The organism is Embleya sp. NPDC050493 (assembly GCF_044458105.1).
Lineage (GTDB): Bacteria > Actinomycetota > Actinomycetes > Streptomycetales > Streptomycetaceae > Embleya.
Window position 1 is genome coordinate 25412 of sequence record NZ_JBITHP010000006.1, and the last position, 22616, is coordinate 48027.

At 72.9% G+C, this 22616-nt stretch carries 17 protein-coding genes; 13 read left to right on the top strand and 4 right to left on the bottom strand.

Going from position 1 to position 22616, the window contains the following annotated elements; translation table 11 throughout:
• The first annotated feature begins 88 nt into the window (after positions 1 to 88).
• The 3 genes from ACIBM5_RS14350 to ACIBM5_RS14360 all read left to right on the top strand — a co-directional run bounded on the left by ACIBM5_RS14350 (position 89) and on the right by ACIBM5_RS14360 (position 3373).
• The gene (locus ACIBM5_RS14350) at positions 89 to 1579 is read left to right on the top strand and encodes an MFS transporter (RefSeq protein ID WP_396007128.1); all 1491 of its coding nucleotides are present in this window, start codon (positions 89 to 91) and stop codon (positions 1577 to 1579) included.
• Positions 1580 to 1665: 86 nt separating this feature from the next.
• Positions 1666 to 2529 (top strand): SDR family oxidoreductase, encoded by an 864-nt coding sequence (locus tag ACIBM5_RS14355; protein WP_396007129.1) that lies wholly within the window; start codon positions 1666 to 1668, stop codon positions 2527 to 2529.
• A 166-nt stretch (positions 2530 to 2695) separates the two neighbouring features.
• Complete coding sequence (locus tag ACIBM5_RS14360) at positions 2696 to 3373, top strand: hypothetical protein (RefSeq protein ID WP_391586950.1); 678 nt, start codon at positions 2696 to 2698, stop codon at positions 3371 to 3373.
• A 170-nt stretch (positions 3374 to 3543) separates the two neighbouring features.
• Here the strand turns inward: ACIBM5_RS14360 and ACIBM5_RS14365 are convergent, their stop codons facing one another.
• The gene (locus tag ACIBM5_RS14365; RefSeq protein ID WP_396007130.1) at positions 3544 to 3969 is read right to left on the bottom strand and encodes a hypothetical protein; all 426 of its coding nucleotides are present in this window, start codon (positions 3967 to 3969) and stop codon (positions 3544 to 3546) included.
• Between the two features lie 473 nt (positions 3970 to 4442).
• Between ACIBM5_RS14365 and ACIBM5_RS14370 the strand changes: the two genes are divergently transcribed.
• The 6 genes from ACIBM5_RS14370 (at position 4443) to ACIBM5_RS14395 (ending at position 12546) form a co-directional block, all read left to right on the top strand.
• Positions 4443 to 5840 (top strand): hypothetical protein, encoded by a 1398-nt coding sequence (locus ACIBM5_RS14370; RefSeq protein ID WP_396007131.1) that lies wholly within the window; start codon positions 4443 to 4445, stop codon positions 5838 to 5840.
• A 122-nt stretch (positions 5841 to 5962) separates the two neighbouring features.
• The gene (locus ACIBM5_RS14375; RefSeq protein ID WP_396007132.1) at positions 5963 to 6547 is read left to right on the top strand and encodes an SUKH-4 family immunity protein; all 585 of its coding nucleotides are present in this window, start codon (positions 5963 to 5965) and stop codon (positions 6545 to 6547) included.
• A 60-nt stretch (positions 6548 to 6607) separates the two neighbouring features.
• Entirely contained in the window at positions 6608 to 7447 is an 840-nt protein-coding gene (locus tag ACIBM5_RS14380; RefSeq protein ID WP_396007133.1) for a nucleic acid/nucleotide deaminase domain-containing protein, read from the top strand.
• A 37-nt stretch (positions 7448 to 7484) separates the two neighbouring features.
• On the top strand, positions 7485 to 9704 hold the full coding sequence (locus tag ACIBM5_RS14385; protein ID WP_396007134.1) for a hypothetical protein: 2220 nt from the start codon (positions 7485 to 7487) through the stop codon (positions 9702 to 9704).
• A 129-nt stretch (positions 9705 to 9833) separates the two neighbouring features.
• Positions 9834 to 10520, top strand: a complete 687-nt coding sequence (locus tag ACIBM5_RS14390) for a WXG100 family type VII secretion target (protein ID WP_391586956.1) — start codon at positions 9834 to 9836, stop codon at positions 10518 to 10520.
• A gap of 121 nt (positions 10521 to 10641) precedes the next feature.
• Positions 10642 to 12546, top strand: coding sequence for a propionyl-CoA synthetase (locus ACIBM5_RS14395; protein WP_396007135.1), 1905 nt, complete (start codon positions 10642 to 10644; stop codon positions 12544 to 12546).
• A gap of 81 nt (positions 12547 to 12627) precedes the next feature.
• Here ACIBM5_RS14395 and ACIBM5_RS14400 read toward each other — a convergent pair whose 3' ends face one another.
• Positions 12628 to 13629 (bottom strand): glutamate ABC transporter substrate-binding protein, encoded by a 1002-nt coding sequence (locus tag ACIBM5_RS14400; protein ID WP_396007136.1) that lies wholly within the window; start codon positions 13627 to 13629, stop codon positions 12628 to 12630.
• Positions 13630 to 13820: 191 nt separating this feature from the next.
• Between ACIBM5_RS14400 and ACIBM5_RS14405 the strand changes: the two genes are divergently transcribed.
• Together ACIBM5_RS14405 and ACIBM5_RS14410 are read left to right on the top strand one after the other, a co-directional pair.
• Positions 13821 to 14303, top strand: coding sequence for a hypothetical protein (locus ACIBM5_RS14405; RefSeq protein WP_396007137.1), 483 nt, complete (start codon positions 13821 to 13823; stop codon positions 14301 to 14303).
• Between the two features lie 156 nt (positions 14304 to 14459).
• The gene (locus ACIBM5_RS14410) at positions 14460 to 15380 is read left to right on the top strand and encodes a TIGR04222 domain-containing membrane protein (RefSeq protein WP_396007138.1); all 921 of its coding nucleotides are present in this window, start codon (positions 14460 to 14462) and stop codon (positions 15378 to 15380) included.
• 218 nt (positions 15381 to 15598) lie between these two features.
• On the opposite strand, the gene ACIBM5_RS14415 is transcribed toward ACIBM5_RS14410, so the two are convergent.
• Positions 15599 to 18043 (bottom strand): protein kinase, encoded by a 2445-nt coding sequence (locus ACIBM5_RS14415; protein ID WP_396007139.1) that lies wholly within the window; start codon positions 18041 to 18043, stop codon positions 15599 to 15601.
• 321 nt (positions 18044 to 18364) lie between these two features.
• Between ACIBM5_RS14415 and pucL the strand changes: the two genes are divergently transcribed.
• Positions 18365 to 19255 (top strand): factor-independent urate hydroxylase, encoded by an 891-nt coding sequence (gene pucL / locus ACIBM5_RS14420; RefSeq protein ID WP_396007140.1) that lies wholly within the window; start codon positions 18365 to 18367, stop codon positions 19253 to 19255.
• Between the two features lie 223 nt (positions 19256 to 19478).
• Here pucL and ACIBM5_RS14425 read toward each other — a convergent pair whose 3' ends face one another.
• Positions 19479 to 20390, bottom strand: a complete 912-nt coding sequence (locus tag ACIBM5_RS14425; RefSeq protein WP_396007141.1) for a hypothetical protein — start codon at positions 20388 to 20390, stop codon at positions 19479 to 19481.
• 264 nt (positions 20391 to 20654) lie between these two features.
• Between ACIBM5_RS14425 and ACIBM5_RS14430 the strand changes: the two genes are divergently transcribed.
• Positions 20655 to 22592, top strand: coding sequence for an N-6 DNA methylase (locus ACIBM5_RS14430; protein WP_396007142.1), 1938 nt, complete (start codon positions 20655 to 20657; stop codon positions 22590 to 22592).
• The last annotated feature ends 24 nt before the right edge of the window (positions 22593 to 22616 follow it).

Genomic DNA, 22616 nt, shown 5'->3' on the forward strand with positions numbered 1-22616 from the left:
TCGTAGCGAACGCCGCTCGACACACCGCTCATCCCGCCGCATCCATCGCCTCGTCAGGGGCCGCGCGGCCCCGATCCGAGGAGTACCGATGACCCCCGCACCCGCGTCCACCACCGCCGACGCACTCGACGCCATCGCCCCGAAGCCCACCGCCGACCCGGCCGCGCCCGCCGCCGCCGAGACCCCGCTCCCGGCCGCATACGCCCGGCGTTGGGTGATCCTGGCGATCGTGCTCGTCGCCGAGGTGATGGACCTGCTCGACAGCACCGTGACCAACGTCGCCGGCCCCTCCGTCCGGGACGATCTCGGCGGCGGTGCCTCGCTGTTGCAGTGGCTCGCCTCCGGCTACACGCTCGCGTTCGGCGTGTTGCTCGTGGTCGGCGGCAGACTCGGCGACCGCTGGGGCAGACGCCGATTGTTCCTGCTGGGCGCCGGCGGCTTCGCCGCGGCGTCCCTGCTCTGTGCGCTGTCCCCCTCGCCCGAACTGCTCGTCGCCGCCCGCATCGCCCAGGGAGCCTTCGGCGCCCTGTTGATCCCGCAGGGCTTCGGCATCCTCAAGTCGGTCTTCCCGCCCGGCGAGACCGGCAAGGCGTTCGCCGCGTTCGGTCCGGTGCTCGGCCTGTCCGCCGTCGGCGGCCCGATCCTGGCCGGCGCGCTCATCCACCTCGACCTGTTCGGCACCGGCTGGCGGCTGATCTTCCTGATGAACGTCCCGCTCGGCCTCGCCGCCGTGCTCGGCGGCCTCCGCTACATCCCCCGGGACGACCCGAACCCCGCGGTGCGGATCGACCTCGCCGCCGCCGCGCTGCTGACCGCCGCCTCCACGCTGATCATCCTGCCGCTCATCCAGGGCCCCGAAGCCGACTGGCCGCTCTGGTCGTTCGGTTGCCTCGCCGCCGGTGTCGTCGCATTCGCCGGTTTCATCCTGCGTGAGCGCCGCAGCACCCACTCGCTGATCGAGGCCACGCTGCTGCGCAACCGCGCGTACAAGTCCGGCATGCTCTTCGGCCTCGCGTTCTTCGCCGGCACCACCGGATTCATGCTGATCACGTCCCTGTTCGTGCAACTGCACCTGCACTACGGCCCGCTCCGGGCCGGCCTCACCCTCGCCCCGATCGCGGTCGGCATCGTGGTCGCCTCCATCGCCGGCTTCCAGGTGATGGCCAAGCTCGGCCGCAACCTGCTCCTGATCGGCGTCGGCGTGCACATGGTCGGCCTGGTCGCCCTCGCCGCCGTGGTCACCCACTACGGTTCGGACACCACCAGCGTCGCCCTGATCGCCCCGCTGTTCGTCGCCGGTATCGGGATGGGCGCCGTCTTCGCCCCCCTGTTCGACGTGATCCTGGCCGGTGTCGCCGAGCACGAACTGGGCAGCGCCTCCGGTTCGTTGTCCGCGATGCAGCAACTCGCCGGCGCCCTCGGCGCGGCCGGCATCACCACCTTGTTCTTCCAACTCGCCGAACACCACAGCGCCTCCTCCGCGATGGCCTTCGGCGCCCTTGCGGTGGCCTGCCTCGGCCTGCTCGCCGGCGGCCTGGTATTCCTGCTCCCTCGGCACGCCCGGCCGCACGAGGCGTAAGCCTGCGCACAAAGCGCCGAGACGCGAGCGCCCCGCACCTCCCGAACCCCCCGCCACACCACCGAACCAGCAAGGAACGAGTCACCATGACCAGCACGACCATCCTCGTCACCGGAGCCCGCGGCAGTGTCGCGCGCGGTGTCGTCGCCCGCCTCGTCGCCGCCAGCCGGTCCGTCCGGATCGCGAGCAGCGACCCGGCCGAACTCGAACCGACCCCCGGTGTCGAAGCCGTCCGCCTCTCGCTGCGCGAACCCGACAACGCCGCCGCGGTGTTGCAGGGCATCACCAGCGTCTTCCTCTACGCCGAGGCCGCCGGCATCGCCGACTTCGTCAAGGCCGCCCAGGCCGCCGACGTCCGGCACATCGTGCTGCTGTCCTCGTCCTCGACGAACACCCCCGACCCGCAGAGCAACCCGCTCGCGGCGGGCCACCACACGGTCGAGGTCGCGGTCGCCGAGTCCGGAATCCCGTACACGGTGCTCCGCCCCGGTGCGTTCGCCGGCAACTCGATCGGCTGGAAGTACCAGCTGATGGGCACCGGCAGCATCCAACTGCCCTACCCGAACGCCCAGATCGCCCCGATCCACGAGGACGACATCGCCGACGTGGCGACCGCGGTGCTCCTGGCCGGCGACCACCTCGGCGAGACGCTCGACCTGAACGGCCCCGAATCGATGTCCTTCGTCGAGCAGATCGCGATCCTGGCCGATGTCCTGGGCCGCGACCTGCCGTTCACCGAGGTCACCCGCGACCAGGCGCTCGCCGGACTGACCCGCCACATGGACCCCGGCTACGCGAACGCACTGCTGGATCTGTGGGAGTCCGCCGTCGATCCGGAGCCGCTGTCCGGCACCACCGAGGCGATCACCGGCAAGCCCGGCCGCAGTTTCCGCAGCTGGGCCGTCGACCACCGCGCGGACTTCGCGCTCGACTCGGGCCGGCGCGGGTAAATCCCCGACAATCACCCGGACATGACGACATCGGACCGACCGGACCGGCCTTCGCCGGCCGGTCGGTCCGTGCTGTGGCGGGCTTCTCGCTCCCTCGCTCCCCACGGAGTCGCCAGGCTGTCTACCCTGCTGTTCAGACCGGCCGTTTACCGAACTCTGGACGCACATGACCGTCGCGCTTCACACCGGCGCGGGTGCCGCAATCGAGGTACGCCGCGCGCTCCAGGCTGATGAAGCCAGGGACGTTCCCGAACACACGTGGGTCGGCCCGATCGTCCGGGTCCGCCCACAGGGTGAACGGCACTACGAGGACATCGCCTACATCGAGGCCGCGCCCACCGACGGCATGGGCAGTTCCCCCTCCCGCCACCTGACCCTGTGGGCCGACCGGGCACGCCGGCACCGGATCGCCGCGGTGGGCACGTACTCGACCGCCGGCGACTACGCGGTCTACAGCATCACCGGACCGGCCGGCGAACACCTGGCCACGGTGCATCGCGAACAGGGCAGCATCCGCCGGCTGCGCCGCACCTCCTGGACGATCCGCCCGGCCGAGGGCCCCACACTGCACGCGCACAAGGGCACCACGTTCGGGTGGATCGCGTGGTGGGCGCTGTCTCCGCTGTGGGGCCTGATGATGGCCGTGGCCGTGCTCGGCGGCAAGGCCCCGCGGCTGCCGCTGCGCACGATCTGGCGCCACGACGGCACCCGCGTCTTCGAATACCTGGGCAGCGTCGGCACGACCGACTCCTACGAACTGCCCCCCGGCCGGGTCGACGCCCGCATAGTCCTGGCCCTGGCCGCCCTGCACAACAGCCACCCGGGCTGGTACGACCGCCTGTAGCCACGCGCTCGGGCCGGGCGGGGACGACCGGGTGCCGAGAGGGCGCGGGACGACATCGCGCAGCCGAATCGAGGCCCGCACGGCGGGAGTCGTGCCGGTCGCGGGCGCGGTGGCCGGCCACCGCGCCCGCAGTCGTGGCGAGACGGTACCCGCGGGCCGGAGCCGGAGTGTCAGGGCGTGGCCCGCCAAAGTCCGCCGGGCGGTACCGACGTCTCGCAGTCGTCGCACAGCGTCAGGTGCAGGTATCGGGTGGTGCGGAGTGAGCCGGGGCGACCGCAGTTCTCGCAGACGGTTCGGGAAAGGCGATTGAACTCGGCTGTCACGACCCGAAGTCGGGTGGCCTCCGCCGATGTCCAGTCGGCCCCGTTGGGTGTCCACGGTCGGGGGAAGGCCTGGATGGTCAGGGCTGCCCATTTCTGTTTCACGGCGAGCAGTTCGTAGGCGGGGAACTCCGCCACCAGCGCCTCGTGGCAGCGCAGGGCGAGGTGGTACCAGCCCGGGCCGATCCAGAACTCGCCCGACGCATGCCGGAGATGGTGTCGCAACGGCTCCAGGACGACTTCGGACGGCCGTTCCGACGTACCGTGCGTGGTCATCTGCTGCCTCCGCTTCGGGGACGGTCCCGGACGCGCCGGGATCGCGATCGAGTGCCGGGAGTCGCGGTCGGGTTCCGGCAACTCGGGTGGTCCGGGCCGCCGACGCTGTCACCCGTCCACCCCCGGCGTCCAGTCCGCGACGGTGCCGCCGGGCGGGCGTGGCGTCGGGTCCGGGGTATCTGCCGACCGTCCGGGCCGGGCCGGGCCGCGCGGGGCGGGCCCGTGCCGGCCGGCCTGCGCGACGCGAGGGAAACCCCCGAACTTCCCACCGCTTTGCATTACTTGACTCGAAGCCGGTTGGCCTCGCGGGACACCGAACGTAGGTTTGACACCGTCGTTCGGTCACTACGGGGGTAGTTCGTGCGGCGGCCCGATCGATGGATCGTCCGCGAACGTGCGCATCACGGTGGGTCGGGCCCGCCTCCTCCCGGGGCGTCGAACGCGCGCGACGGCCCACGGGGAGGCGATCGGCGATGAGCAAGACCAAGAAGGGTCCGAAGGGCGGCGATGCGGGCAGCGGGCACGACGCGCCCGGCGCATCGAAGCCGGGCGACGCACCGGCGGCCGTACCCAAGGCGCCCAAGCGGCCCGGTGCCGGCGACACCTCGGGCAAACCCGCCGGCCCACCGGGCACGGACGGCGGCGCCCCCGGCGGCAAGCCTGGCGGTCCGCCGCCCACGGGCGCCAACGGGTTCAAGCACGTGCCCGAACACGTGGAGTCCGGCGCCCGGGGCATCGACGCCTCCGCCGCCCGGATCGAGGCCGCGCACACCAAGTTGGCCGGTGTACTCCAGGCCAAGGGCTCGTTCTGGAACAAGGACAGCCTCGGCCAGACCTTCGGCAAGGTCTTCGAGCCGTTGTCCACCGGCCACTCCCGCGCGGGCGGCGCGCTCCAGCAGGCAGTGGCCAAGACCGCCGGCAACGTGCGTACCGGTGCCAAGCGCACGACCGCGACCGAGGAGGCGAACCTCAAGCGGTTCGGGACGCGGATCGGCGGCCCGGACGCGAAGAAGCCCGGCGGCAACGGCGGCCCGACCGGCGCCGGCGACGGCAAGAGCCCGGGCGGCTCCGGGCAGAATCGACCCGGGCAGGGCCGGACACCGGTGTACTTCGTCGACGAGGACGGCCGGGTCCATCAACTGGTCGACGGGAAACTCGTTCCGGCCCGACCGGGGGGCGGCAATTCCGGTATCGACCGGGTGCTGAATCCGGACGGCACGATAAAGGTCAACATCAAGACCGACAAGGAAGGAAATCCCGAGGTCACCCCGCGCGGCAAGCCGAAACGGGTGCCGGTGCCGGGCGGCAAGGGCCGCTACGACAAGTACGCGAAGGAAGAGCAGAACAACACCGGGAATGCCACACCGCGCACCCCGGTGCAATCGCAGCCCCTGCAACAACCCACGGACCTGTCCCAGGCCGTCGAGGACGTGCGTCGGGCGCAGAACGACTACGGCGGCAACAACTACGCCTCGCTGTACTACCAGGATCCTTCCGGACGCGGCGGGGATTTCATCCTGGTGGGCAGCAGCGGCAACAACGGCGGCCATTCCGAGCGGGCCATCGGCCTGCCGATGGTGCACAACGGCATGCAGAACGACGTCACTCGGCTGTATACCGAGCGGGCACCGTGCCAACCCTTCCCGAAGACCGGTGGCGCCGGGTGCGACATCTGGGTGGACATGCATCTCAACGGCAGCGGCCGAAACGCTCCGTTGGAGGTGAGCCACGTCGCCGACTTCGATTCGCGACGGCTCGACGGCGCGGACCGCAACGGCCCCTTCAACCTGTACATGCACGACCTTCAGCAGCAGCATGCCGCGGGCAACACCGGCCCGCTGGCCGGTGTATACACGTACCAGTATCCGTAGGCATCCGTGGGCATCCGCAGGTTCGAACCCGCCGGAACGGCGGCGGACGGTTCGACGGCCCGGGCAGGCGGCTCGAAGGCCCGGGAAGGGGCCGGAAGCGCCGGACACAGCTGGAGTGATTCATGATCTTCGACATCGACCGCCGCGGACTGCTGGAGGTCTTCCCCGAGGGCCGGGTGGTGCGCGCCTCGCGCGCCGAACTCGCCGAGGTCCCGGGGCGCGTCGAGGACCTGGACTTCCTGTGCGACGTGGGGATCCCGCAGGGGCTGTTCCAGATGGCCCCGGCCCTGGCCGGCGAACCCGGCGCGCAGCCGTCGCGCCTGCTCGACCTCGGCGACCCGGACGACGGGGTCGACCTGCCCGAACTCGACGGCGTCGGCCCGGTGCTCGTCCTCGGCGGAATTCAGCAGTGGTACATCTTCCTCCACCTGGAGACCGGCCGGATCCACGCCTTCGCGGACGGCGGATCGGAGTATTGCGAGATCAACGGCGACCTCTCCTCGTTGTGCACGATGCTGTATCTCCTGTGGACGCGGACCCCGCGCACGGAACCGGGGAGTACGGGCCCAAGCAACGAGGAGTACCGCCGCGTCGCAAAATCCATTCGGGATCGGATCGAGCCGCTCGATCCGATCCCGTATCGCGGGGAAAGCCTGTGGATCTCCTATTTCGGTTCGTACGTCGACGGCCTGTATCCGCTGCGCTGACCGCACGGCCGTCCGGCCGCACCTCGGGCCCGCCGTCGAAAAAGGGATACTCGAATCACCATGAACTCTGACCTTTCCGCCGCCCTCCATCAACGCTTCGGCCGGGACGGACTGCGCTTTTCCGACTCGACGCAGCTCGCCGGTGTGCCGATGCCCGTGCAGGTCGGCGCGTACTTCATCGGCGCGGACGACGAACACCCGCCGACGCTCGGGGCGTTCGCCGACGCGGTCGGGGAGTCGCTGCCCGATCCCGCGGTGCGCGAGCGGGTCCGGCTCGGCACCGATCAGGGCGCGGAGCTCTACGTTGCCGCCGACGGGTCGGTGCGGGCCCTGTTCCTGGGCGTCGACCTGCCGGAGATGCCCGTGGCGAGCAGCGTGGAGGCCTTCGCCGCCGGGCTGCTGACGCTCGATCAGGCACTGCCCCGGATCGCCGCGGTGGACGAGCCGGTCGAGGGCTTCCCGCTGTTTCGCGAACTGCGCGAGGAACTGCTCGCGCTGGATCCGGACGCGTTCGCCGAGCGCGAGGCGTGGTGGCCCAGGGTGCTCGACGATGTGCGACTCCCGCTGAACATCGCCGGTTCGGCCGCGTTCGAGATCGTGGACGCGGACGGGAACAAGCAGATCGTGACCGAGGTGTCCCGCCCGGGACTGCCGCACCCCGAGGAACTGCTGTGGTACCGCCTGTCGGCCGGGGGTGTGCCGGCCGAGGACGTTTTGCGGGTGTACTGCGAGCTGGAGCCCTGCCTGATGCCGGGCCACTACTGTGCGCTGTGGATGGGCCGACTGTTTCCGCACGCCGAGTTCACCCACAGCTTCGGCTACGGGGAGAGCGCGCAGTCGCGCGAGGACGGCGTCCGGGCCCTGATGACACACGTCGCGGAGCAGGGCGACCATCGCTGACCGGGCAGCGTGCGGCACGAATCGGGGGACGGACACCGTGGTCGACAACGACGGGCATCGACTGCCGCACATGGGCGCCGGCCGACAGCCGGCCGCCCGTGCGCTGCTGGGCTGGCTGGACGACGAGCGGTCGCCCCGGCTGTGCCTGGTCCGCGGCTCGTCGGGTGCGGGCAAGTCGCACCTGCTGGCCTGGTTGTACGCCGCCACCGGTACGGACGACACGCCGCCCGCCCGCCGACTGCACGCCTTCGTGCCGGCGCACACCCTCACCGTGCCCGGCGTCGTCGCCGAACTGGCCGCCCACCTGGGCGTCGCCGCCCGCACACCCCGCCAACTGATCGCCGCGGTGGCGCTCGACCCGCGGCGCACGGTGATCGCGGTCGCCGACCCGGACCACGCCGGCGTACCCGGCGCACCCGGGGAAGGCGCCCGGATCGTGGCCGAGTTACTCGACCCGCTGCTCGAACTGCCGCACGTGCGCCTCCTGGTGGAGTGCGCGCGGCCGGACACCCGGGCGGCCTTCACCCGCGTCGCCGCGCCCGCCACGCTGGACCTGGACGAGCCTCGCTGGACCCACCCCGGTCGGTTCGAGCGCTGGTACGCCGGACTCGCGACCGGGTCGCCCCCCGCCTCGCCGTTCGGCGCCGAAGCCGCCTTTCCGCACCCCGGCCTGGCCCGGCTGGCCACCCGCGTGGACGGGGGAGGGCTGCCCGCGACGCCGGGCGACGGGGTGCCGGGCGACCTGCCGGAGCGGGCGGCGCGGATCCACCGGGCCTGGTGGGCGACGCTGCCCGAGGACGTGCGCGCGGCCGTGGCCGCCCTGTCCGGGCTCGACCTGCCGCTTGCGGCCCGCCAGTGGGAGCGGGCGCTGACCACGCTGTACCCGACGCCGGGCCCGCGGTCCGCCGCCGCGACGATCGAGCACGCGACGCGCGTGTTGCCCGCGGTGTTCGAGGGCGGCGACACGTGGGCGCTGCCGGCCGGGCCGCTCGCCGCATTCGTCCTCGGGCAACGCCCGGAGGGCGCCGACCCCGGCCGCCCGGCCCGGGTGCATGCCGCGCTGCGGCACGCGGCGGACGCGGGCATCACCGACCTCGCGGGGTTGTACGACGCGGGCGAGGAGCGCATCTCGGCGATCCTGGCGCACAGCGTGCGGATCGGCGACGCCGCGGCGCTCGCCGCCGACCCGGTCGTGCAGGCGCTGGCCCGGCCGCAGACGGTGGCCACCGCGCTGGTGGCCACCGGACAGTGGGAGCAGCCCGCCCAGGCCGCGTTCCGCGGCGCGTTCGGCACGCTGCTCGGGCAACCCGCGCCGGCGGCCCGCGCGGCGCTGCTCGCGGTACACCGGCTCGGCCGTGACGACGCCGCCGCGCGCATGCTCGCCGAACGCTCCACCGCGCCGGGCTGGCGGGCCGAGTGGGCCCGCTGGGGCGACGGCGACGCACACCGCCCGGACCGCTGGCCGGGCCCGGTCCTGGCGGCGACCGCGGGCCGCGGCGGCCTGGCCGGCCGGGTGCTGCTCGTGGACGACACCGGCGTGATCCGTGCCGTCGCCGGCGCCGACGGCACGATCGCCGGCCGCGTCGTCGCCGGCTCCGGGCCCGTCCCGCTGCGTGCGCTCGCGAGCACCTACGGCGGCCGGGTCACCACGCTGAACCGGTGGGGCGGCGTGGACGTCCTGGAGGCCGCCTACCACGGCCCGCGCGGTGCGCTGGAGGCCGCCTTCCAACGTCTGGTCAACACGTGCGGGGCCGAGCTGACCGTGCTGTGCGCACATCCGCTGCCCGCGGTCGGCGACGTCGAGGGCGGTGTCTGGTGCCATGGTTCGCCGCCGGGCGGGCCCGGCGGCGAACCACCGCCGCGCGGAGTGTTGTCCGCTCCGCTGCACACCGGCCCGGTCACCGCACTCGCCGCGGTGCGCACCGGTTCGGACGGCGCGCCGCCGCTGCTGATCAGTGGCGGCCGGGACGGCCGGGTGCGGATGTGGAGCCCGGGCGCGGAGCCGGCGCCGGATCCGCTCGACGCCCGGGCGACCGCGGTGACCGCACTGGCCTGCGAACAGACCACCGAGGGCGTGCTGATCGCGGCGGCCTGGGCGGACGGCCTGGTCCGGCTGCGCCGACCGGGCGACGACACGGCCGTCGACCTGAACCTGGGCGCACCGGTGACCGGGATCGCGGTGTCGGTGCAGGGCTACATCGTGCTGGGCATGGCCGGGGGCGTGGTCGGTCTGCGCCTGGAACCCCCGGCACGGTGACGGGATTTCGACGGGCGCGGGATCCGGATCGAGGATGCCGCGAATCGATGTAGCGGACCGGGAAGGGGCGTAACGTCGAGACGGCGCGCCCTCCGGTTCGGGCGTGCGCGACGACGACGGGGGTCGATTGTGGGCATCACCATACCGGGCTATCTGGACACGGCGTTGGACGTCATCGGCGTCGACTGGCCCAACCTCGACGAGGACGAGTTCAAGGAACTGGCGCAGGCCTACCGCGAGTTCGCCGACGAGATCGACGAGGCCAGAGCCGACGGGAAGAACGGCGCGGCCTGGATCCTGTCCGGCACCAGTGGGATGGCCGCCGAGGCGTTCGAGGCGCACTTCGGCAAGCTGAACAACGAACACCTGCACGATCTGGCCGAGGGCGCCCGGATGCTGGCCAAGGCGCTGGACGCGGCGGCGGTGGTGATCGAGGTCGCCAAGGGCAGAGCAATCGCCCAACTGATCATCCTGGCCGACGCGATCGCCGCCGCGGCGGCGGCCGCCACCTTCACCTTGGGCCTGTCCGCGATCGCCGGTCTCGCCGAGGTGGCCATCGTGCGCACCGCGGTCAAGCGCATCTTCAAGGAACTCGAAGAGGAACTCATGGCCCGTGTCGTCGAGATCGCCACCGCACCCGCGGTCGCCGCGCTCGAGGGCACGGCCAACGAACTGCTGTCCCAACTCGTGGAGAACGAACTCGGGGCCCGCAACGGCTACGACCTCGACGCCGCGATCGACGCCGGCAAACAGGGCGGACAGGACGCGATGCCGACCGTGTCCAGCATCACCACGACCCTGAACCCGGTGACCTGACCGGCCACGGGGCTTCGAACGCGAGTACGACCACCTTGACTTCGTGCCGCCGCGTCGGGATCCTGCCGGCGGGCGGCACGGTCACCCGGTGCCGCCCCGGGACTACCGGGAGGAACCGCGAATGAGCCGCGACACCGGCGGGGCGTACGAGAGGGCCCATCGGCGCAGCCTGGAGGATCCGGACGGCTTCTGGCTGGAGGCCGCCGCCGCGATCGACTGGGTGACGCCGCCCACCCGGGCACTGGACGACAGTGCCGCGCCGCTGTACCGCTGGTTCCCGGACGGCACGCTGAACACCTGTTTCAACGCGCTGGATCGCCATGTCGCGGGCGGGCGGGCCGAACAGGCCGCGATCGTGTACGACTCACCGGTGACCGGGACGCGGCGCACTCTCAGCTACGCCGAACTACTGAACCTGACCGCCCGGTTCGCCGGTGTGCTGCGCGGGCTCGGGGTGGGCCGGGGCGATCGGGTGGTGCTCTACCTGCCGATGGTGCCCGAGGCCGTGGTGGCGATGCTGGCCTGCGCCCGGCTCGGCGCGGTGCACTCGGTCGTCTTCGGCGGCTTCGCCGCGCACGAATTGGCGGTGCGGATCGACGACGCCCGCCCCAAGGTCGTGGTGGCCGCGTCCTGCGGGATCGAGCCGACCCGGACGATCGCCTACAAGCCCCTCGTGGACGCGGCCCTGGCCGAGGCGAGCCATCGCCCCGAACGCGTCGTGATCCTGCAACGTCCGCAGCTGGTAGCCGAGTTGTCCGAACGCGACCTGGACTGGGACACCGCGATGGCCACGGCCGAGCCCGCCGAGTGTGTGCCGGTCGCGGCGACCGATCCGCTCTACATCCTCTACACCTCCGGCACCACCGGACCGCCCAAGGGCATCGTGCGCGACAACGGCGGGCACGCGGTCGCGCTGCGCTGGTCGATGGAGAACGTCTACGGCGTGCGGCCCGGCGAGGTGAGCTGGACCGCCTCCGACGTCGGCTGGGTGGTCGGTCACTCGTACATCGTCTACGCGCCGCTGCTCACCGGCTGCACCTCCGTGCTGTACGAGGGCAAGCCGGTCGGTACACCGGACGCGGGCGCGTTCTGGCGGGTGGCCGCGGAGCACCGGGCGACCATGCTGTTCACCGCACCCACCGCGTTCCGGGCGATCAAGAAGGAGGACCCGGAGGGGAAACTGCGCGCCGGGCACGACCTCTCCGCGCTGCGCACGCTGTTCCTGGCGGGCGAACGGCTCGACCCGGAGACCTACCGCTGGGCCGGTGACCTGCTCGGCATCCCCGTGGTGGACAACTGGTGGCAGACCGAGACCGGCTGGCCGATCGTGGCCGACCCGATGGGCCTGGAGCCGCACCCGACCAAACCCGGTTCGCCGACCCTGCCGGTGCCCGGCTACGACGTGCGGATCCTGGACCCGCGGGGCAACGAGGTGCCACCCGGCGTGGACGGCGCGGTGGTGCTCAAACTGCCCATGCCGCCCGGCACGCTGACCACGCTGTGGGGCGACGACGAGCGCTGCATCGCCTCCTATCTGAGCACCTACCCCGGCTACTACCTCAGTGGCGACGGCGGGCGCAAGGACGAGGACGGCTACGTGTACGTGATGGGCCGCACCGACGACGTGATCAACGTCGCCGGCCACCGGTTGTCCACCGGTTCGATGGAGGAGGTCCTGGCCGCTCACCCGGATGTGGCCGAGTGCGCGGTGATCGGGGTGGCCGACGAACTCAAGGGTCAGGTGCCGCGCGGCCTGGTCGTGCTCAAGGCCGGAGTGGACCGGGAACCGGCCGAGGTGGCCGCCGAGTTGGTGCTCCGGGTGCGCGAGACGATCGGTGCGGTCGCGGCGCTGCGCCGGGTGGACGTGGTCCCCGCGCTGCCCAAGACCCGGTCGGGCAAGATCCTGCGCCGCACGATGCGCGACATCGCCGACGGCAGGCGGCCCGAACCGCCCTCCACGATCGAGGATCCGGGCGTGCTGGACACCCTGCGGCCGACCCTGACCGGCGAACAACCGGACGGCTGAGGGAGCGACGGCCCGGCGAACGAGCAGGCCACCGCACGGGTGGTCGGCCGGGGAACAGGGAGCGGGCGGGCCGGTGATCGCTCAGCCGGCATACCTCGCGCGCGGCGGGGGCTGCGGCCCCAACGGCCCGCCCAGCCACGTGTCGTACAGCCGCTGCCACGAGCCGTCCCGCTTCATGCGTTCCAGCAGCCCGTTGGCGAATCGCACGAAGTCCTGGTGCGGTAGCGGGAAGGCCATCCCGTGCGGTTCGTCGCTGAACGCGGGACCGACCACCTTGGTGTCCGAGTCCTGCGCCTGAAGTCCTCGAAGCAGCGCGGAGGTGGTCGAGACCGCGTCCACCTCGCCCTGCTGCAACGCGACCAGGCAGTCCGTCCAGTTCTCCACCGCGTACGGCAACACCCCCGCCGGATCGTCGCGCAGGAACACGATCGAGGTGGTGCCACGAACCGTGCACACCCGCTTGCCGCGCAGATCCGGGAGCCCCTCCACGCCGGAGTCGGTCCGGACCAGCACCCGCTGGCCATCGGTGTAGTAGTCGCTGCTGAAAGCCACTTCGAGCCTGCGTTCGCACGTGATGGTCATCGTGTCGATCACCACGTCCACCTCGCCGGACCGCAACACCTCGGGCCGCTGGGCCTGGGTGATCACCTTGTACCGGATGCGCGCGTCGTCGGTGTCGCCGAAGATCGCCCGGGCCAGGGCCTTGGCCATCTCGATGTCGAAGCCCTTGATCAGACCGGTGCGCCGGTCCAACTCGGCGAAGAATCGGGTGTTCTGGTCCACGCCGACGATCAGGTGCCCGCGCCGGTGGATGGCGTCCATCGTGGACCCGGCGGGCATCCGCCCGGGAGCGGGCAGCGCGGCGGGCGGGGTGAGGCTCTCGCGCGGATCGCAGGGCGGGGCGACGGAGGGCTTGGGATAGTCCTCCGGCCTCGCCGGACGCGCACCGGAGATCAGCGGCTCGGCGCCGGGAGTTGCCGCGTCGGCGGGTACGCGGCTCGACCCGCCGGAGCAGGCGACCAGGGTCGCGGCCAGGACCACCGCGGAGGCCGTGGTCGCGATTCGGCGGGATCTCCGGTGCATGCAGCCCCCTGGGTGCCGGTGCGCGCGTCGACGAAGCGGCCGTCGCGGAGGCCACCGGCCCCTCCGACACCGCCGCTCGACGATCGGCGTCGTCGAAGTTCTCCGAGTATCGGCCGACTCCGGCTGAAATCCGGGGTGATCGGGCAAAGAATGGGGGCTTCCCTCAACCGTTTCGATCAGGACGGAAACGCGTGACGAGCATTGGCATCACGGGCCACATCAACATCTCGGCCGGCACCGTACCGCTGGTCGACCGGGCCGTCCGAGACCTGCTCGCGGTGGTCGCGCCGGACGAACTCGTCGGCTACAGCTGCCTCGCGGCCGGTGCGGACGCGATCTTCGCGCACGCCGTGCTGGACCTGGGCGGCCGGCTGGTGGCACTGCTTCCGTCGGCGGACTACCGCGAGGCCAAGGTCGCCCCGGAGTACCGCGCGAGCTTCGAGCAACTGATCGCCGCCGCCGCCGAGGTCCGGGTGATGCCGTTCAGCCGAGCCTCCGGGGACGCCTACGCCGCGGCGAACGACGCACTGTTGGCGGCGGTCGACGTGGTGCTCGCCGTCTGGGACGGCCGCCCCGACCGAGCCCGCGGCGGCACCGCAGAGATGGTCGAAAAGGCCCGCTCGGCCGGCAAACGGATCCACGTCCTGTGGCCCCCGGGATCCACCCGAACCTGAACCCGGGCCCGGAACCGGCCCCGGACCCGAGGCCAGGGTCGGAACCGTGGGTTGCGGCCCCGGAGGCGTGCCCACAACACGTGGCGGGGCGAGGGAGTTGCCCACGATTCCCGGCCGCGCATTCGATTGTGCGGCCCGGGCCGGTAGACCTGGATCATGGAGACCTCCCTCTTCGTCCTGCTCGCGATCCTCGCGACGATGGTGCTCGGTTTCCGGACCCGACAGGTCCTGACCGGCGGCCCGCTCGGACGCACGCGGCCGGCCGAGCCGTTCGGGGCGGAGCCGCTCGAACCCTACGAACTCGCGTTCCTGGCCGGTGGCCCGCGGCAGGTCGTGGATACCGCGATCGTGCGGTTGCATGCCCGGGACGACCTGCGCGTGTCCCGCGACGCTCGACTGACCGCGACGGCATGGACCGGCACCGGTGCGATCGAGGACGCGATACTGGCCGCGGCCCGAACCGAGGGCGGCGCCGACCTGACCGAGATACGGATCGCGGCGGACCGGGATCCGGCGATCCAGGCGCTCGGGGATCGACTCGTGGCGGCCGGGCTCGCTCGGCGCCGGCCCACACCGCTCGCCTGCCGGGCCCTGACCGTCGGATGGGTGGTGCTGGTCGCATTGGTCTGGTGCGCCGCCCCATTCGAGCTCGGCATCGCGATCGTGGTCGGCGTGCCGGTCACCTCGGCCGCCGGTGTGGCCGTGTTCGCGCTGTCCGCCGAGGCACCGGCGCCGGCGACCCCGGCCGGCCTTCGCTGCCTGGGCCGAGCCCGCAGGGAGTGGGGCCGGCGCGACTGGGATCGGGAGGGCCCACCCGACGCGGTCGGCGGAGCCGCCCTGTTTGCCCGTCGGGGGCTGCACGACTCCGGGTTGACCGGGGTCTTCCGCGGCTCCGATGCCCGGATCCGCAGACTGCGGGGTCACACTCGGCGGCGCCGACTCTCGGACGGCGGCGGGCGACGCGACTTCGATCCGAGTTCGGGATACAAACCCCGCCTGGGCCGGAGCCACATGAGCGGCACCCACGACGACGCGGGATCGGGCTGCGGTTCGTCATGCGCCGGCGGCAACGACTGACTCGACGAGGCCGTCCGCGCCGCCAACCGAGCGCCCCCGGGTCCTGCGGGCGCGAGGCGACCGGGCCCGCAGGGCGGCCGGGTTTGTGGGTCGGGACGGGCGAGCTGCCGTCGTGCCGCCTGCTCCGGCTCGGGTGGGCGTTTGTCCGGAGGGGGTGGCCGGTACGAGGGCGTGGGGTCGGCAGGGCCCGCCGGTTCGGTGGCGGGCCCTGGGGTTGGTTACCGGGCGTGGTTCGGGTCGGCCGGGGAGTGTTCGGGGGTGGCGGGGGAGGGTGGGGAGCCGGCGGCGTTGGCGCGTGCGCCGAGCACGGCGAGGACCAGCGAGGCCAGGCCGGCCAGGCCCGCCAACACCGAGATGCCGGGCAGGACCAGGCCCATGACGACGTTCTGCGCGTCCCGCCACGCGGAGTCGGTCAACCGGAACAGCCCTATCCCGACCGCGGTCACGCCCAGGAGTGCGATCACCGCGTGCCAGATCACCGGGTTGGCCGGGCGTGGGTCGGCTGCCGGTGCGGAGGCAGACGGGAACGGCGTTCCGGTCGGGAGCGGCGACGCCTGGGGCGCGGCGGCGACGGGCGGCGCGCCGGCCGGGATCGGCGGGGCCGCGGGCACCATTTCGTCCCACGTGCTCAGGCGCGGAGTCGCCTGCGGCGCAGCCCCGTGGGCGACCTTGACGGTCTCGTCACCGGAGCGGCCGGGCGCGGGCGCACCGGACTCGGGGGCGACCCGGACCGTCGCGTCGTCCGTGCCGGCGGGCGCCGGCGCCTCCGAGTCCCGGGCGACCTCGACGGTCTCGTCGTCGGTGCCGCGCCGGATGGCCGGCAACCGAACCGGCGCGCCGCCGTCGTAGGGCTTCTTGGCCGCGGGCTTGTCGGCCGCGGGCGCCTCGTCGTCCTTCCCGATCCGAACGGCGGGCGTCACCACGGGAGTCGTCGCATCCGCGTCCGGGTCGACCTCGCCCCGTGCGACGGCCGGCTTCGCGTCGCCGTCGCCGTCACCGCTCGTACGTGCCGCCGGCTTCGCCTCGTCCGCTGTGCCGGACTTCCCGCCGGACTTCGCGACACCCTTCTTGCCGGTGCCCACCGCGGGCGTCGCCACCGGCGTCGCGTCGTCGTCGGCCGCTGCGGGGCGGGCCGCCGGCTTGCCGGCAGCCTTCTCGGCCGCCCGCGCGGCGGGCGTGTCGACCGGCTTCGCGTCGGCGGCCTCGGCCCCGGCCTCGCCTTCGGTCGCAGGCGCGACCGACTTTGCCCCGTCTTTCGCCTTGCCGGCGCCCGCCTTCGCGGCCGGCTTCCCGGCGCCCTTCTCGCCCGTTCGTACGGCGGGCGTGGCCACCGGAGTCGCGTCGTCGTCGCCCTCGACGGCGGGTGCCGCCGGCTTCGCATCGCGACCCTTGCCTGCGGATGTCGCGGATGTCACCGCCGGCTTCGCATCGTTCCCGCCCGCGCCCGCCTTCCCGGCGCCCTTCCCGCCTGCGCGTACGGCGGGTGTGGTCACCGGAGTCGCGTCGTCGTCGCCCTCGACGGCGGGTGCCGCCGGCTTCGCATCGTTCCCGCCCGCGCCCGCCTTCCCGGCGCCCTTCCCGCCTGCGCGCACGGCGGGCGTGACCACCGGGGTCGCGTCGGTGTCCTCGTCCCCGGCCGCGGGTATCGCCGCCGGTATCGGGTCCGCATTGCCCGGCTCCGCGGTCGCCGGCGCGTCCGCGACCGGCACCTCGGCCGTCTCCGACTCCTCCGCCTCGTCCCCGTCGCCGGGCTCCGCCGCGGCACCGTCGGCAGCATCCGAATCCGAATCCGGATTCGAACCGACACCCGCGGACGCGGCGAGTGCAACGAGCGCGGCCACCTCCTTCGGAAGCCAGTCCGCCCCCGGCTCCGCGGCAGCGAACCGGGCCACCAGGTCGGCCGCCGAAGGCCGTGCGGTAGGGCGCTTCTTCAGGCAGTCGGCGACGATCTCGCGCAGCCAGTCCGGGAGTTCCGTCAGATCCGGCATCTCGCGCACGACCTTCTGCGCGATCTCGGCGACCGTCCCCGCACCGAACGGCGCCACGCCGGCCGCATGACACAGCACCCCGCCCAGTGCGAACACGTCGATCGCCGGGCCGATGGAGCCGCCGGTGACCTGCTCCGGCGCGGGCAACCCGGGTACGTCCACGACGCCCGTCCGGGTCATCCCGGCCGAACCGAGTGCCCGGGCCAGCGCGTAGTCCGCGACCCGCGGGCCGTCCGCCGCGAGCAACACGTTCGCGGGCTTGAGGTCACGGTGCGTCAGGTCGGCATCGTGGATCGCCGCGAGTCCCTCGGCCAACCCCGCGCCGAGCGCGCGCAACGTGTGTTCCGGAAGCGGTCCGTGCGCCGCGACCGCCGCCTCCAGGGACGGGCCGGCCACATGCTCGACCACCAGCCACGGCGGTGTGCCGTCCGGGTCCGCGTCCAGGACGTGTGCGACGTGGGTACCGCCGACCTCCTGCGCGGTCGTGACGTCCTTGCGAAAACGTTCGAGGAATGTCTTGTCGGACGCCAGATCCGGCCGCACCAACTTGACCGTGACGTGGTCACCGCCGGGTGCGCGACCGAGGAACACCGTCCCCAGGCCGCCCTGACCCAGTCGGGCCGACAGTCGGTACCGCCCGACAACCCCGGGATCGCCCGGCTTCAGCGGATCCATGACTGCCGCCCCCTCTACGTGCGTGCTGTGCCAAGGCAGGGAGCGGCCCCAGGGCATACCACCGGCCCTGTCTGTCTCGCCTCCCCGCGGACTGTGCCGCAGCCTACCCTTCGAGGCGAGGCCCCACCGAGGACCCGGACCGGCCCGTCGCCCGCCCGCCACCTGCGCCGCGACATCCGTGGATCACCGCGACATGTCCGGATCCGCGTCTTTGACCATGCTCCGCGCGCCCGGCAGGATCCGCCGGAGAGGGCCTGGCTTCACGGCGAAAACGCGGTGACACCCGGCGACATCACCCGGCACGGCGAGGGAGCTGAACCGATGGCGATCGTTCTGGGGCCGAATCGATATGGCAAGGCCGAGGTTCGACTGGTCCGGGTCACCCGGACCACCGCGACCGAGCACGAACTGTGCGATCTCAACGTGTCCGTGTCGCTGTCCGGCGACCTCGCGGACACCCATCTGCGCGGCGACAACGCCCATGTGATCCCGACCGACACGATGCGAGCCGTGGTGTTCGCCTTCGCGCAGGACGAACCGCTGCCCGCGATCGAGGCGTTCGGGCTGCGTCTGGCCCGGCACTTCGTCGACGCGTACGACCCGATCGACACCGCGCGCGTGCGTGTCCTGGAATATCCCTGGATCCGGATCCCCGCCGCCCACGGACCGCATCCACACGCGTGGACCCGGGCGGCCGGCTCCCGGTACGCCGGTGTCCTGCACGGGCCGGCCGGCACCGAGATCTGCTCGGGTCTCGCGGACGTCACCGTGCTCAAGTCCACGGGGTCGGAATTCCACGGCTTCCTGACGGACCGTTACACCACGCTGGCGCCTACTCGGGACCGGGTCCTGGCCACGAACGTGCACGCGCGCTGGCGGCATCGGCGCGACGACGACGCGTCGACCGACTGGGACGCGTCGTTCGGCGCGGCCCACGACACGTTGTTGCGGACGTTCGCCGAGACGCACAGTCTGTCCCTGCAACAGACCCTGTACGCCATGGGCGAGGCGGTGTTGACCGAGCAGGGGGACCTGGTCGAGGTGCGCCTGGAGTTGCCGAACAAGCACCATGTGCCGGTCGACTCGAGCGCGTTCGGCCGGCCCGACGCGGGCGGGGTCTACCACGCGACGGACCGGCCGTACGGTCTGATCGAAGGCACGGTCCTGCGCGACGACGCGGCGCCGGCGCTTGCCGACCTGCCGTGGCGGTAGCCGGTGCACCGGTGAGCCCGTGAGCCGGTGAACCCGGTGGTCCCGTGGTGCGACGACGCGGCGCACGGCATGCCGCCCGCCGCGCATGCCGTACAGGCCGCACATGCCGCGGGGGCGGGGCGCCCCATGGCACCCCGCCCCCGCGTCCCCACCCCTCATCCCCCCGGATGAAAGTCTTCGTTCGGATGAACGTCCTCGTCGCCCCTGCGGGGCCGAGCATTCGTCAGCCGAGGTTCTCGATCCCCGCGGTGCCCTTCTCGACGTCGAGGACCTCGACGGAGGAGACCTTGCGGGTGGTGTTGCTCTCGGCCCACTGCTTGGCCTCGGTGGCGAGCTTGCCGCCCTTGTCCATCCGGGCGGACTCGGCGGACAGGTTCTCGGAGAGCGAGACCTCGGCCGGCAGCGTGGTGAGCACGGTGATGTCGTAGCCGCTGTAGGTCTTGGCGATCCGGACCTTGGTGACCAGCGAGCCGTACGTCGTGGTCTTGAGCTTGGCGAGCAGGTCGGCGGCGTACTTCTGCGAGCCGGCCTTGTCGGTGTCCTTCTCCGCGCCGTTCTCGATGCCGGCGGTGCCCTTCTCCTTGTCGAGCACCGACACCGAGGAGATGTTCAGGCTCGACGAGTCCTGCGCCCAGTGCATGGCCTCGACGGCGAGCTTCTGTCCCTTGTCCATCCGGGCGTTCGCGCCCTTGATGTCCTCGGTGATGGAGACCTCGGCGGGCAGCGTCGTGTTGACGGTGATCTCGTAGCGGTCGTACTGCTTCGCGATCCGGACCTCGGACACCAGGCCGCCGTGCTTGGTGGTCTTGAGGTGGGCCAGCAGGTCCTGGGCGGCCTTGTCGGCGCCGCCCTTGCCGTCGCCCTTGTCGTCCGCCTTGGGCGATTCGCCCTTGGGCGATACGCCCTTGGGTGCCGCGCTCGCGTCGGCCGCGCCGGTGGTCTTGGGCGACTCGACCGCGACACTGGCCGCCTTGCCCTCTTTCTTCTTCTCGGGTCCGCAGGCGGCGAGCGAGCCGGTCAGGGCGATCGTCGCGGCCACGGCCACGGTGGTGATCAGGCCGCGGCGACGTCCTCGCACAGTCGCGGTCGAAGCGGACTGCGGTGGGACGGTCGGCCGGGGAGCGAGCGCGGACATGAGGGATTCCCTTCGGTGGCACTGCGGGTTCGACGGCGCTGCGGGCTCGGAGCCCGATCGGTGCCGATCGAGTCGGTCGGCCCGAACGGCCGAGCGTGGGGGACGACAGTGCGGTGCGTGAGTTTCCGGGGTTGCCCCGTGCTGTCGGGGTCAATACAAGCAGCGCCTGTGAACGGTGTCAACAACTACTTTGCTTGCGCATTGCGTCGCCGCTCTATGGTTAACTCCGGAAGGTTCACACCCCCGGCCCATGAGGAGGAGACGGTGCCCACCAGCCCCCAGGTCACCGCTGCCGAGATCGCCCGCATCGCGGGTGTCGGGCGCGCCGCCGTGAGCAACTGGCGTCGGCGCTTCGACGACTTCCCGCGGCCCGTGGGCGGCAGCGACGCGAGCCCCACCTTTGCGCTGTCCCAGGTGGAGAGCTGGTTGCGGGCACAGGGCAAGATCGCCGAGGTGGCCCCCGAGGAACACCTGTGGCGCATGGTCGCCGCCTCGGGCGACATCCCCGAGCGGCTCGCCGACCTCGGTGACCACCTGCTGGCCGGCTCACCCGCGCCGGCCGGCCCGCACGCGGCGCTGCTGCGCGCCGCGAGCGATCTGGCCGACACCCGCGGGGCGCCCGCGGTGTTCGCCGACCTCTACGCCCGGTTCGCCGAATCGGCGGCCGGCCCCGGCGGCGTCACGCCCGCGGCCACCGTCGCACTGATCGCCGAACTGGCGGGCGTGGGGCGCGAATCTGCGACCTCGGTGCTGAACCCGGCGACCACGCACGGCGATCTGTTGCTCGGCTTCGTGCGGTCCGCCCGCACGCTGCGCGGGCAGACCGAGGCGCCGGCCCTGGCCCGACTGGTCCGGGCCCGGATCGCGCTGCACCCGGACGCGGGAGCGGACGTGGACGTCGCCGTCGCCGAGGGCGACGCGCTGCGCGCGGACGCGTGGCCCGGCGAGCCGTTCGACACCGTCGTGGGCAACCCGCCGTTCAACGACCGCAATTGGGGCCACGACGAGCTTGCCTACGACCCGCGCTGGGAGTACGGCCTGCCGCCACGCACCGAATCCGAACTCGCGTGGGTCCAGCACGCGCTCGCCCACACGGCGGTCGGCGGCCGGGTGGTACTGCTGATGCCGCCGGCCGTGGCGGCCCGCGGCTCGGGGCGCCGGATCCGGGCCGAACTGCTGCGCCGGGGCGCGCTGCGCGCGGTGATCGCGCTGCCCGCGGGTGCCGCGCCGCCGTTCGGGGTGGCCCTGCATCTGTGGATCCTGGAACGGCCCTCCGGCACGCTGATGCCCTCACACGTGCTGTTCGCCGCGATCGAGGACCCGGCCCGGGCGGACGCCACCGTGGCCGCCTGGCGCGAGTTCGGCACCGACCCGGGCGGCCTGGCCGAGGTGCCGGGTCGGCACCGCGCCGTGCCGCTGATCGAACTGCTCGACGACAACGTGGACCTGACCCCGGCGCACAACCTGCCCGAACGCGCCGACCTGAACGTGGCCGAGCGGGTGCACGACACCCGGGAACGCCTGCTCGCCCTGCTGACCCGGCTCCCGGGGCTGGTGCCGGCCGTGCCCGCCGCCGAGGCGGGCGCGCCGACCTGGCGCTCGGTCGCACTCGCCGACCTGGCCCGCACCGGCGCGGTCACCCTGTACCGCAGCGCCTCCCGCTCCGGTCGCGGCGGCCGGGAGACGCCGACCGGACCGACCGTGCCGATGCTCACCACCACCGATCTCGCCGCCGCCGTGCCGCCGAGCGCGCGCCTGTCCGTGGCCGAGGCGGACGAGGCGCAACATCCGCGGATCCGGGCCGGCGACGTGATCGTGCCGACCCTGCTCGGCAGCGGCGAGAGCGGCTGGGCGGGCGCGGTGCGGGTGGCCGGGCCCGCCGAGCGGGACGCGGTGCTCGGGCCCAACCTGCACCTGCTGCGTCCCGATCCGGACACCCTCGACCCGTGGTTCCTGGCCGGGTTCCTGACCGACCCGGCGCACGCCAAGCGGGCCGGCTACGGGTCCAGCATCGTTCGGGTCGACGTGCGCCGGATCGAGATCCCGCTGCTGCCGCCCGCCCGGCAGCGCGCGTACGGCGAGACCTTCCGGGCGCTGCGCGCCTTCGTGACCGACCTGCGCGGCGCGGCGGCGCTCGGCGAGGACCTGGGCCGGGGCCTGTTGGAGGGCCTCACCGCCGGCCTGCTCCGGCCGCCGGAGTAGGCCGGGCGGGCCGCCGCGGGTGGA